This is a genomic window from Mesorhizobium sp. Arg314, assembly GCF_053714275.1.
In genome coordinates this window covers 1-11,673 of sequence record NZ_JBSKBP010000076.1, presented here as the reverse complement: position 1 = coordinate 11,673, position 11,673 = coordinate 1, and the positions used below count along the sequence as shown (strand labels likewise).

Annotated in this window: 10 protein-coding genes and 2 pseudogenes; 3 read left to right on the top strand and 9 right to left on the bottom strand. The window is 57.3% G+C overall.

The genetic code is table 11. The annotated features are described in order from the left end of the window. A pseudogene (locus ACWGS9_RS32600) lies at nt 1–143 on the bottom strand (FAD-binding protein); the annotation flags it as partial. A 730-nt stretch (nt 144–873) separates the two neighbouring features. Here ACWGS9_RS32600 and ACWGS9_RS32595 point away from each other — a divergent pair. Next, nucleotides 874–1,341 carry a hypothetical protein gene (locus tag ACWGS9_RS32595; protein ID WP_454509089.1) on the top strand — a complete coding sequence of 156 codons (468 nt, stop codon included), beginning with the start codon at nt 874–876 and terminating at the stop codon, nt 1,339–1,341. 31 nt (nt 1,342–1,372) lie between these two features. Continuing rightward, nucleotides 1,373–1,681 carry a hypothetical protein gene (locus ACWGS9_RS32590; RefSeq protein WP_454509088.1) on the top strand — a complete coding sequence of 103 codons (309 nt, stop codon included), beginning with the start codon at nt 1,373–1,375 and terminating at the stop codon, nt 1,679–1,681. Nucleotides 1,682–1,918: 237 nt separating this feature from the next. Here the strand turns inward: ACWGS9_RS32590 and ACWGS9_RS32585 are convergent, their stop codons facing one another. The 5 genes from ACWGS9_RS32585 to ACWGS9_RS32565 form a co-directional block, all read right to left on the bottom strand. Beyond that, nucleotides 1,919–2,743, bottom strand: coding sequence for an IS5 family transposase (locus ACWGS9_RS32585; protein WP_454509087.1), 825 nt, complete (start codon nt 2,741–2,743; stop codon nt 1,919–1,921). Nucleotides 2,744–2,862: 119 nt separating this feature from the next. Next, nucleotides 2,863–3,249: a hypothetical protein gene (locus ACWGS9_RS32580; protein WP_454509086.1), complete on the bottom strand. Its 387-nt coding sequence runs from the start codon at nt 3,247–3,249 to the stop codon at nt 2,863–2,865. A 12-nt stretch (nt 3,250–3,261) separates the two neighbouring features. Next, nucleotides 3,262–7,890 carry an RHS repeat-associated core domain-containing protein gene (locus tag ACWGS9_RS32575; protein ID WP_454509085.1) on the bottom strand — a complete coding sequence of 1,543 codons (4,629 nt, stop codon included), beginning with the start codon at nt 7,888–7,890 and terminating at the stop codon, nt 3,262–3,264. 98 nt (nt 7,891–7,988) lie between these two features. Next, a complete protein-coding gene (locus ACWGS9_RS32570) occupies nt 7,989–8,276 on the bottom strand; it encodes an RHS repeat domain-containing protein (protein ID WP_454509084.1) in 288 nt (95 codons plus the stop codon). A gap of 68 nt (nt 8,277–8,344) precedes the next feature. Beyond that, nucleotides 8,345–9,316 carry a hypothetical protein gene (locus ACWGS9_RS32565; RefSeq protein WP_454509083.1) on the bottom strand — a complete coding sequence of 324 codons (972 nt, stop codon included), beginning with the start codon at nt 9,314–9,316 and terminating at the stop codon, nt 8,345–8,347. Nucleotides 9,317–9,947: 631 nt separating this feature from the next. Between ACWGS9_RS32565 and ACWGS9_RS32560 the strand changes: the two genes are divergently transcribed. After that, on the top strand, nt 9,948–10,655 hold the full coding sequence (locus ACWGS9_RS32560) for a phosphatase PAP2 family protein (protein WP_454509090.1): 708 nt from the start codon (nt 9,948–9,950) through the stop codon (nt 10,653–10,655). A gap of 58 nt (nt 10,656–10,713) precedes the next feature. Here ACWGS9_RS32560 and ACWGS9_RS32555 read toward each other — a convergent pair whose 3' ends face one another. The 3 genes and pseudogenes from ACWGS9_RS32555 to ACWGS9_RS32545 all read right to left on the bottom strand — a co-directional run. Next, nucleotides 10,714–10,938, bottom strand: a complete 225-nt coding sequence (locus tag ACWGS9_RS32555) for a hypothetical protein (RefSeq protein ID WP_454509082.1) — start codon at nt 10,936–10,938, stop codon at nt 10,714–10,716. 66 nt (nt 10,939–11,004) lie between these two features. Continuing rightward, complete coding sequence (locus tag ACWGS9_RS32550; protein WP_454509081.1) at nt 11,005–11,307, bottom strand: DUF982 domain-containing protein; 303 nt, start codon at nt 11,305–11,307, stop codon at nt 11,005–11,007. Between the two features lie 186 nt (nt 11,308–11,493). Beyond that, nucleotides 11,494–11,673 (bottom strand): annotated as a pseudogene (locus ACWGS9_RS32545) (FMN reductase); the annotation flags it as partial.

The following is an 11,673-nucleotide window of genomic DNA, read 5'->3' as shown; positions in this document are numbered from 1 at the left end:
GCTTCGCTGACCAGCGGCATCGGCCGGCGCGGCGTGTCGAGCGCAGTCGGGTGGAACTGCACGAATTCGAGATCGGCGAGCTCCGCGCCGGCGCAGGCGGCCAGCGCCAGCCCGTGACCGAAAGAGGAAAGCGGGTTGGTCGTATATCCTAACAGTCTCATGGACCGGCTGGCCGGCGGCCGAGGCATACTGTTTGGGGGCGGGGTTACATGAAGGCGTCGGTCGCCGGCCTAGGCGAAGGCTGCGCCGTCACGACGGGCAGGCTATGCGCGAACCAGCGCCTTCAATCAGAATGCCCGCTCATGGTAAAGAAGCCGTTACTACCCAACGGGTTGTCAGACTGGGCAGCATGTGAGGATTTGTGGGCGGTCATGCGGCGCGCATGCCGTGCTTCGATGGACCGACGCGGCAAGTGCATGTAGACCTTCGCGATCGCCAACAAGCTGGCCAGCATAGGGTTCACGTCCTTCAGCCAGATGCGGAACTGCAGGATGAAAACCTCATCCTCCGAGGCCGCCGCCTCTCCGACAACTTTCCTTGCTCCGTTTTACACTCTTCACGCCCGCTGGCCCGTCGAAGTTCAATGACGACGGCATACTGGTTCCATTCCGCCTCACAAATCCTCATGCTTCTCGGCGATGACAGGAATGCTCGATCGGGGCGATGAATATGGGTTAGTTGGCCGAAAAGCAGATATCGGCGGACTGAACATGGGCGAGACTACGGGCCCATTCGGAAAGCGCGGTGCCGTGGTAGCGCAGACGCAGCCCGTCTTAGGACCCAAGCAATCCCATCGCCAGATCGATAGCTACTCGCATTTTCGATTTCCTGACGGCGGATTGGAAGCGCATTACTGCAAACGTCATCATTGCGATGATCGCCCTTCCGATCGCTGGACACCAAATCTCCGAAAGCCTGAAATCGCCCGAACAAAAGGCTACCGAGGCTGCCAAATTCCAGCAGACGGTAGCCGAGGTGAGAGCGCAAACCGCGAAGGAGCATGAGGCTCAGGCAAAGGCTAAAATCGAGGCCGAACGGATTGCGGCGAGGCCTGACCTCAAAATCGACGGGTCTAGATGTGAAACCGAATACGGCTTTATTAAAATCACCGGAAGGATGACTAACAAAACGAGCCGGGCAATTGAAAATCTGATGGCTGTCGGAATGTTCTCCAGCAACGGCGATTACTTTAAGTCAGCTACGGCGATGGTGGAATACCAGCCTTTACTTCCCGGCCAAACGGACCCCTATACGGTTATGACAACCGCCAATCCTGCGATCACGAACTGCCTGACCACCTTTAAAACGATGTTCGGCGGCGAGGTTAGCTCGGCCGATTAGGGAACCGCGATAAGTCTTGAGGTCGGCGTAAATGACGATGGCAGAACGTGAATATCCGGGACAGCTGGCCTCCCCGCAGCAGATTCATGAACTGGCACATTCCTCCTTTCAGCTCGGCCGATCAGGCAAGCCGCTCACTCAAGCGCCGTTCAGATTGTCTGCCATCCATGCGATCGAACTCTATCTGACCGCGCTTTTGCTCCACGGGCACAGCCCCAATCAAATCCGCAAGACGCCCCGTCACTCCGATTGGTCGACGTCCGGCGTCGATTCCAATGATCCGAACCTGGTCTGGCAATATCGCCTCAACGATCTGCGCAGCGACCGCTTCGAACTCTGACGCTCCCCTACGGCGCCAAGAGCTGCTCGATCATGCGCCAAGACGGCTCCTCCTCGCGCCGCGAGTGTGCTGCGCTCGGGTTTGTCTATCGTGGCTAATGGCCTGGCCCGCCTTTGACGATTTGATCGCACCACAGAGTCCTACGTCGCAAACGGAGATTGGCTTGTGTCCACTTGACCTTAAGCCTGAGCGCCAACTTCGGGGCTTAGTGTCTGAATCAGAATGACCGTCGTGTTTTCATGCCCTTGCGAGCCTTCGGGTGAGCATGCGGATGTTTGCGATGAAGACCCACGCCTGTGCGGATTCGATTGATCGCTCGAAGTCCTTTGCCAGCCTTCGGCATCTGCCCAGCCATGCGAAGGTTCGCTCTACGACCCAACGGCGCGGCAGGATCTCGAAGCCTTTGGCGCTGTCCGACCGCTTGATGATTTCCAACGTGAACTTGCCGAGCTTTTGCAAGGCGCCCCGCAGTTTCGGCCCGGCATAGCCGCCATCGGCGAAGACATGGCGCAGCCAGGGCCAGCGTTTGAGGATGGATTTCAAGACGGCCGGCGCGCCGTCGCGGTCTTGAATGTCGGCGGCGTGAACGACCACGCCGACCATCAGGCCCAGTGTGTCGACGACGATGTGGCGCTTGCGGCCCATGATCTTCTTGCCAGCGTCGAAGCCTCGTATTCCGCCGCTTTCGGTGGTCTTGACCGTCTGGCTGTCGATGACGCCGGCAGACGGGCTTGCTTCCCGGCCTTCGCGTTCGCGCGCCGCCATGACGAGTTCATTGTTGATGGTGCGCAGCAGTCCTTCGTCACGCCAGCGCCAGAAGTATTTCTGCACCGTCGAGAACCGTGGGAAGTCCTTCGGCAGAAGCCGCCACGCGCCGCCCGACGAAGCTATATACAGAAGCGCGTTCACGACTTCGCGCAGATCCGTCTTGCGCGGCCGGCCGATCCGGTTCGGCGAAGGCATCAAACGCGCGATCAGCGCCCATTCAGCATCCGTGAGATCGCTTGCGTAACGGGCGCAGCGCCGCACATATTGCGGGCGAGTGGTTTCGGTCCAGGGCATCATGATCTCCGTCGAATCTCAGCAATCCGACAGAATCACAACCCGCTGAAATCACTCACCTCTTTTTTGGAACGGACACTTAGAGGGAACTGGCACGACCAGCAGCGAGATCGTAGGTGCTACAATCGATCAGTGGCGGCCGCTGGCGCCACCCTGTTTGTTACGCTTACCTTGTATTTCTTGCACACAATTGCAATTTCTGCGCCAGCTATCGGTTCAGCATATATAACCTTTAATCTTCTATCTAACTTTCCTACATCCATGTTGCAGTCCATCATCCTCGTACTAACGAACTTGTTACTATTAGAAATATTTAGTTCGGTTAAGCTCTGCAGAACATTCTGCGGTAGGTTTGTGTCCATGGAAAATAGAAGCACCCCTTCGGCGTATATACTGATTTCTGCTTCGTCCGACGGTCTGTAAATCCTCATCGTAACCTTAGAAATCTCGAAGTCTATTCGTCTAACTTCACAGTCCCCAAAATCGTAGCCTCCAAGCTGTTTCATTGAAGTCTCCAATTAAAATGGCATGGCCGGCCCGCGCTGATTACCACACCATCCGTGCCACTCCATGGGGAAATGGTGCCCAGGAATGTCAATATCGAAATCGGCATTTCCGTTCCCGTCAAAAAACCGCATCGTCCTTCCGCCCGGACTCATCCACATTGACCACGGGGCGCCAGTCAAGGGGGTTACCAAGCCGCCCGGATCTGTGAGCGAGATAGGATTTTGATTTGCGTAGGCGTAAAGGTTTAAATCGGTGTAAACAGCTTGGAACGGACTGGGCCCGGTTGCTACCGTTTGCCAAGGGTAAGCCCCTCCCGAAAACGGGAGAGACTCTCCGGTTTCTAAGAAAGAAAGGCCTTTGTCAGGCTCTGCATTTAAGTCATCGATAGGGTCACGAGACAGCCATCGCCCTACATTTGGGTCATAAACGCGATGACGGGCCAAATGAAGGCCGCTGTCGGCGCTGCTAAACGTCCCTGCATAGCCAAAATCCGTAAGCCGTGGCGTGGCTTGTAGCGTGTTTCCATAAGGATCATAGTCATATGAAGGCGCATTTGTTGTACTGGCGAAGACACGCCGAACAGAACCGATCTGGTCGCGACCATAATAATAGGGTTGCGTGGGTGAACCAGGAACGAGTTCTCCTTCTGCATAGTATAGTCGCACAACCGAGTCGCTTGGATTCCGTGCCTGGCACAGGCTGACTCCGCACCAAATGTACCTTGTTGTAACAGAGCTACCTCCACCCCCGGGGGTTTCCGTGATTTCTGCGCGCCTGCCCAGACCGTCGTAACTAAACGCTGTAGCCTTACCTGTCGGGCTGGGATAGTTGATGCCGATAAGCCGATTTTCGACATCCCAGTCGTAAGTCCGTTGACCATCTGAAAGCAAGTTACCGTTCGCATCGTAACTACGAGCCTGCCCAGACGAATTAGTGAGTTGGTTGAGATTGTTGTAGGTCGCGACCTGAGTCATGACCGTAGGATACGAGACCGAACTGTCGCCGGTCTCGGTGATGGCAGCGATCAGATTGTCCGCTGTCGTGGTATACTGGTAAGTCGAATACTGGCTTGCCGACAAGCCGATATTGCTCATTTGAGCAAGTCTCCGGTCGCCAGAGTTGGCGAGATAACTCCAACTTGTCGACAAAGTGGAGTCGGCGAGTTGACGGTTTGTGATCTGGTCGGTCTGTCCTAGGTAGCTCAGAGTGAAAGATCCAAGATCGCTGACATGACTGGTCAGGCGGCCAATTGAGTCATAATCTAACGTTTCTCCGCCCGCCCCGGACACCACGCGGGATATGATGCGCCCCAGTTCGTCGTAGGCATAGTTAGCAGCACCGCCGGGCAGCGGCCCGTTTTCCTGCTGAAGCTGCAAAGCGCCTTGAGCGAAGGGCTGGAAATAGCTGTACTGCGTCGTTCCGGTACCGTCCGTCATCGACGCCAAGCGCGGGAAGTAGGTGTCGTACGCGAAACTGACATCCGGCGTCGGATGAACCGCATTGAGGTAGGTGACGCCAGTCAGCCTATTGTCCTTGGCGTAGCTGTATTGCTTGGTCTGCCCGAGCGCGTCGAGAACCGATTTCAGCCGGCTGGTCGTGTTCTCATAGGCATAGGTGACAGTGCTACTGTCGGCATATGTCTTCAGCGTCAGACGACCCTGCGGATCATAGGTCCAGGTTGTAGTGTTGCTCTTCGGGTCGGTGAGGCTGGCGACCTGGTCGAGGCCGTCATAGCCAAGCACGGTCTGAGCCCCTAGCGGATCGATGGTCTTGGTCAGGCGGCGATTGGCATCATAGGTGTAGGCCCACTGCCGGCCCAAACGGTCCGTATAGGAAACGAGATCGAGCTTGCCGTAGGTGTAGAGGTCGACCGTTCCGTCCGGATAGGTGATTTTTGTCAGCCGGTCAGCCGCATCATAGTCGTAAGTGGCGGTCCATCCTTCTGAATCGGTATAGGTGCGGACGCGATCGAAGCCGTCATAGGTGTAGGTTGCGGCAGTTGTGTTGTTGGCATTGGTGATAGACGTCAAATTGGCTGAAGAGTCGTAATGGTACGTTGTTGTGTGTCCCACGGGGTCCACGGAAGAGGTCATCTGGCCAGCGGCGTTGTAGGTGTAACGCCATGTCTGACCGGCGGCATCGGTGTAGAACAGCGGGCGATGGTGGCCGTTGTAGATGTACTGAGCGATCGTCGTCTGAAAGCCCGCCTGGGTCGTCTGGCTGACTGCCGCAAGGTCGACCTGGTTGGCGTAGGCGTATGATGTCGTGCGCCCCGTTGGGTCAATGACTTGAGTGAGATTGAAGAAGCCGTTCGTGTCGTACGAGAACTTGCTGAGCTGTGTTGTGCCGTCGTCCAGCACGCGGCCAATGGCTATCGGCCGACTAAATGTTCCGCTGTAGACGGTCGACTGGCCGGGATAGCTGTACCAGATGCGGTTCTCGAGCGGGTACTTTACGCTCTCGATCGTCGTTCCTTTGATCGAGGAGTTCGGCATGTGCAGGAAATGCCGCACACGCGCCTTTGTGTAGTCGCAACCGCCTGAAGGAGTGCAGCCTGCAGGCACATAGGCGTCCTTGTCCCAATGGAAGCTGTTGCGATAGGTCAGGTATTGGTTGGTCACCAACATTCCCTGCGGGACCGAATTCGCCGGATCGCTATCTGGAATGACCGACGGCTCCACCCACTCCTCTCGCTCGTGATATCCAAGCGGGTCCGTAACCTCGACGAACCGGGGCGAACTGCTTGTTCCCGGCGCTGTGTAGGCGAAGTTCGTCGTGCCGTAAGGCGTCGTCATCGAGTTGACGAGCGAATTGGCGTCATAGGTGAAACTGGAGGTCAGGCCGATAATATCGGTGATCGAGCTAAGACGACCATTCGCATCGTAAGAGAGCGTAGCGTTGCGGCCGAACGGATCGGTAATCTTGGTGATGAGAAGCGGCGTCCCTAACCGGCCGTAGGTGAATGTGGTGAGGCGCCCAACAGCGTCCGTAAGTGAGATCAGCCTCTGCTGGCCATCATAGTTCAGCGTCACCGCATTATTTTGCGGGTCGATGACCTGGCTCAGGAATATCCTGCGGGGATAGGCTGTCGCTCCGTCGGACTGTGCGTAGATCTCGGCGCTGCCATCCCGCAACTGGCGCCGGTATGTGGTCGGCGAGCCGGTCGCACGGACCAGGATCGAGCCATCGTCGTCCTGGGCAGCAAACGCTCCGGAATTTGCGTCGTACCCCAGATAATAGAAAGCACCGCCGCCCCGCATGTAACGCGACACATTGGCGCCTGGATTGGCTGGGTCATCGGTCACATACGACAACCATCCCATCGTCCACTTGGGGCTGACATTGAAGAAGCTGAAGACGGCCGGCTGGCTGTCCTCGCGCTGGTTATAGCTTATCTCAACCTTCGCCGATGGGCCGATAGGAGGCGTATAGCCAACCGGCGTGTCAGAGAGGGAGACGGCAACGCTCGACTCCTTGATGTTGTAGCCGCAAAGCGGGCAGTTCGGATTCGGAGGCGGCGTTGGCGGTCCAGCTTGCGGAGTGGGCGGACTGATTGGCGGAGTTGGGCCTGGGCCCGGTCCCGGACTGTTTGCGTTGGGGTCGTTCGGATCGCCAGGCCTTATCCCGTTCGTGGGCCCTTTCCCCCAGATTGCGGACGCTTCTCTGGCGTCCACCGTTCGCCAGCGGTTATCGACAGGAATATCGCTGGGAGTGAGGAAGTAGCCGCTGGCTTCCGCATCGAGCGCCGCTTGCGTGATCCAGAAATCAGAGCTGGAGAATACCGAGTCCCTGATATGAAATCGGCCGTTGGCTTGGCCAACGATCGCCGCGAAGTGACCGACCTTCCAATGTACGATTGAGGGCACTGGCACGTCCTGTCCCGGCTTGCGAAGAATCAGGCGGTGCGACAAGCCCGCCTTATCTGCAAGCCCTGCCACTTCTGCCAGGTTCGTCCCATTGGGGCCGGCTCTGTACCATTGAAGCCTGTCAGCCTTTTCGAAGCTGACATTTTTAGCCAGCAAGAGCTGCTTGAGCGCGAGCGGGCCGCAAATGAACAGATGCCTTGGATCCTTCGTGGTCAGGTCCAGCTCTTCGCGGGCGTTTTGAAACGCCTCCGTGGCAGAACCCGTGATCGGCCGACGTCCGACCTCATCGAAGAGTTCGGACAGTTTGTCGTTATGGCCAAGGTTGGCATAGAGTTGCGCAAGCTCGGCCACCGCACGGTCGACCAAGGCCCTTGCGCGAGGATCGGTCGCCGACTTGCCCGCTGTCCAGGCTTGGCGCCAGGCGTCGATCGCACGGGAGAAATAACCCTCATGCAGATAAGCCAGGCCGAGATTCGTCCATATTCCCGCCGCCCAAGGCGACGATGGGTGCTTGGCGACGAAATCTTCGAGCCCGCTCAATCTCGAAGGATCGCTTTTTTGCCGATATTCGGTCAGCGCTTGCGCTAAAGCTTCATCGTCCAGAACATTTGTCGGAGATGTTGCGACCAGGGCCTCAGGCAGGCGGGCGGATGAAATTGCCGCCGAAATCGAAGCAGGGCCCGGAACGGTCGCAGCGCTGACCGTTGAGGCACCTATTGGAATAGCCAGAAGGACGCTGACCGCGACTGCTGCCAACCACCTCAAACTCCTCATAGTCGCCTCCTGAGAAATCATCAGCTAAATCAGACGGGGCCGCGCCCCGACACATCCGGGCGCCGGACCAGCGCCCTCGGGCCTATCGCCGGCCCGCTTCATGGTGTCCATTTGAAGCAGCCCCACACACCCGATCCCCACACGGCGGATACAGGAGTGCCGCCGACCGAAGTGGTCTGCGATGTCCGATTGCCGTTGGCGTCGTAGCTGTAGGCTATGCAGGTATTGTTGTCGTAGAGCGCGGTCGTCAGACGGCCGGTCTGGTCGTAGGTGTATGTGACCGAACCCGCTATGGCCGAGCTCGAAATCGTCAGAAGCAAGATCACGAGGACGCGCCTCGAGGAGCGCGAATTGATGAATTGAAGCAGGTTGGACAGCTTGGACATGCGAGCTCCTCAAATCAGGGTCTTCCGGGCCTACCGAGTTCGACGAGGTGATCCGGGCGGCACCCCCATCAGGGCGTGGTGTTCGTCCACGACAACACATCGAGCGGCAGAGCTTGGCCGCTCGAATTGTTCAGGATGAGAATGCCGACGGACGACAGACTTGAGGTCAGGTAGTCCGTCATCGAAACCGACCAACCGGGATTGAAATGCTCGCCATCGAAGGAAAAGCTGAATGTGAAAGTTCCGCTCGCAGCCTGCAGTTTCAGCCAGATAGGATTTTGCGCATTCACAATGCCCGTCGACGTAGACGAACTGTTGAACGTGCTGATGTTTGAAAACTTGAAATACGAAACCGGTGTTGTATTACGAAAGCCGAACGCTGCGTATTTTCCGGCTGTGTCCTTAACACAAATACCCCAAAACCAATTTCCGTTGAGATAGCCGACCGGATATACCAGTGTCGTAACGGTGAACGTGCTGGCATTGACGATCGGTTGCTCTATCGCGGTGGTCTGGCTGCCAACTCCAGGTGTAGACAGCACGACGCCACGACTTGTCATATCAGTCAAAGTTCCAGTGGCGCCGCTGCTGTTGGCGACAGTGAACGAAGAAGCAACCGGCTTGGTTAACGGGATGACGCTGGCATCATAGAATGGGCTCACTGAACCGCCCGCACCACTGGTGGACGATATGGTGATGCTGCCAGGGCCGTTGGTAATAGTGATGCCTGAGCCGGCTGTCAGGGTCTGCGCCTGTGGCGCGCCTCCGGTCGCGCCAACGACAAGTTGACCGTCGGTCAGAGGTCCGACTCCAGCTAACGCACCTGAACCATTGTTGTACTGTATCGAATTGCCTGAGCCGCCAGGCCCAGCCGCATTCAGGCAGGTCACCAAGGCGTTGAAGTCGGCCATAACCTGCGTTGCATCCGCCGTCTGACCATTCGTCAGAGTGTTCGGAAGCGTACACGCCGCTCGCGCCGCATTGCCACCCAAAGCGCAGAGAATTGCCGAAAGAACGAGAAGAATTTTCTTCCTAAACACCGTTGATCTCCACAATTTGCAGCGCGCAAAAAACAGCAAATCGCCACGACTTCAATGGCCAGCGCGAGGGGTCGAGATAGAGCAAAAACCGCGACAAACGGTTTGCTCGATAGGGTGGTATTGTTCGCAAGAAGATACGCCTATCAGCTAGCAGAAAACTTTTACGCAAGCAATCTCTACTTAATTTTAGAGATGTGTAATATACATACGAAATTTTGGAAACGAAACAGGGCCTTAGGCAGAGTCGAAGACAGAATAATGAAAAAAATAGACTCCATTGGAGAAATAGAGTCTTAATATTTTTCGATCAGCGTGCTCGACATTGCCGGGGGTAGTGATGTCGGACGTTGCGAGAGCGCGATACGCTCTGATATGGGTAACGGCAACGGCGTATGCCGTTGTCCCTTGCCTCGGTGCGCTCGTAGGTCTGAAGGTCGATTAAGGTTTCGCCGGCGCCTTCGCGCTATTCATTTTTGCCTTGATCTGCGGGATAGCCACAAGGAGATGGTCTCGCATAAGAGCGGCAATCAAGAGCTTCCTGTACGGCGTCCTGCTCGTCGTTCCTATTATTCTGGCCGTCTACCTTGCCGTCCGCTTGGACAGGCCTTGGGCGGATGATCAGTTGAAAGCGATGGATCAGGTGCTTAGGCTCGATTGGCCGGCGCTTCTGAGATTCGTCGACGGCAGGTCTTATCTCGCGCAGCCCCTCAACGTGGCTTACAGGAGTTTCCAGACCCAATTCATCTGGCTGCCTATCATCCTAGCGCTATCCGGGTGCGCCCTACGCTCGTATCAGATGATACTGATGTATGCGGCGATCTACTTCATCGGCTGTGTGATATCGATTTGGTATCCGGCCCAGGGCACCTACGTCACCTTCAATATCCACCCAGACGATCTGCAAAACATCGATCGCACATGGGGATACGTTTTCCTGGATGAGCTAAAGGGCGTCAAATCCGATCCCCACTTCGTCTTTAACCTAGCCAAGGCGCAAGGGATCATGACATTTCCCTCCCTCCACGCAGCGAGTGCCGTTCTTTTCGCCTGGGCGGCGTGGGAGCTGAGATGGCTTCGCTACCCGTTCCTTGTGCTCAACATTGGAATGGCCATTTCAGGCTGCGGTCGTCGGCAACCACTATCTCGTAGATGTCATCGCCGGCATTGGTCTCGCCGGTTTCGGGATTGTTGCAGTTCTGCTCTTCTGTCGGCGCAGAGCCGTAAACGTTCCGATGGAATCTTCTTATCCACCAAGTTCGCTGATCACGCCTTTGCATTCTCGGTGACCCGCGAGCATCAACGCTCGGTTCATCCATTGGCTACTAAGGTTGGCAGCTGATATCGGCTGTCCGCGAGAGTGAACGTGTACGCTCTCATCGACTTCAAGGCGATGCTGGTCATCGCACCATCTTCATTCCGCTCGAGCCTGCCGCTGCACGCGGAACAGCCGTTAACTCAAGTTCGGCCTGCTTCTCGTCGTCGGCGCGGCGATGCTTTTGGTTGAGGGTCTCATTCCTCAGACGCTGATCGCCGCCGTCAGGTCGCAGCCTGTCTGGCTGCAGGCGGTCGAGGTGCTGGTGATCGCCGATATCGGCTTCTATATGGCGCACCGCGCTTTCCACGCCGTGCCGTTCCCGCAAAACCCGCCGTCGCCGGCGGGTTCCAGCTCGATTTTCCATAGGGCTGTCTCAGGCGGCGAAGCCGCCCTGGCCGCGCGCAACCGGCGTCACCGAGACGACCGGCTGGTCCGACGGCCAGAGAATCCCGGCCGTCACCGCGAAGGTGATCAGCGCGTCGCGCGCCGATTCGGCGGAGATTTCGCCGGCCCGCGCCGCCTCGCACGCCTTCACCGCGGCGCCGTAGCTCAGCCGCCGGCGCGACGGCAGGAATTCGGTCAGGAACTCATGCATGCCGGACAGCGAGGCAATCATGCGCTTGTGGCCGGCGCCGACGCTGACCGCGACCGGGGTGAAGAACATCCTGTCGTGCATTTGGACCTCTCGAATTGGAGCGAAGGTGGCGAGGTTGCTACCCTCGGTCTTGGGGTTGGACGCCGCTCAACGCGCCTTGGGGCGCTTCCCAACGCTTGCCGCGCATCAAGGGCCTTGTCAACAAGCCTGCGCTCATTGAGCCCTCTGCGGCTTCGCCGGTTAGCCATCAAGGGCAGCGCTGTAAACCTACTCCGCTGCCAATCTGACACCTGACCGGTTAGCGAGCAGAACCGCAATATCATCAACGGCCTGCGCCGCCCGTTTCAGGATCAGTTCGGAGCGCAGCACGCCATCGGTGAAATCCTTGTCGGTCGCGTAGACAGCTGTGGGCAGCGCGAAAGCCTCGAAGAAGCCGAACAGCGGCCT

What these genes read in the sequence shown, in the direction of transcription:
- ACWGS9_RS32550 (WP_454509081.1), bottom strand. Translation starts at nt 11,307, where the DNA reads ATGCACGACAGGATGTTCTTCACCCCGGTCGCGGTCAGCGTCGGCGCC.
- ACWGS9_RS32590 (WP_454509088.1), top strand. Translation starts at nt 1,373, where the DNA reads ATGACGATGGCAGAACGTGAATATCCGGGACAGCTGGCCTCCCCGCAG.
- ACWGS9_RS32595 (WP_454509089.1), top strand. Translation starts at nt 874, where the DNA reads ATGATCGCCCTTCCGATCGCTGGACACCAAATCTCCGAAAGCCTGAAA.
- ACWGS9_RS32570 (WP_454509084.1), bottom strand. Translation starts at nt 8,276, where the DNA reads ATGTCCAAGCTGTCCAACCTGCTTCAATTCATCAATTCGCGCTCCTCG.
- ACWGS9_RS32575 (WP_454509085.1), bottom strand. Translation starts at nt 7,890, where the DNA reads ATGAGGAGTTTGAGGTGGTTGGCAGCAGTCGCGGTCAGCGTCCTTCTG.
- ACWGS9_RS32560 (WP_454509090.1), top strand. Translation starts at nt 9,948, where the DNA reads ATGGATCAGGTGCTTAGGCTCGATTGGCCGGCGCTTCTGAGATTCGTC.
- ACWGS9_RS32585 (WP_454509087.1), bottom strand. Translation starts at nt 2,743, where the DNA reads ATGCCCTGGACCGAAACCACTCGCCCGCAATATGTGCGGCGCTGCGCC.
- ACWGS9_RS32580 (WP_454509086.1), bottom strand. Translation starts at nt 3,249, where the DNA reads ATGAAACAGCTTGGAGGCTACGATTTTGGGGACTGTGAAGTTAGACGA.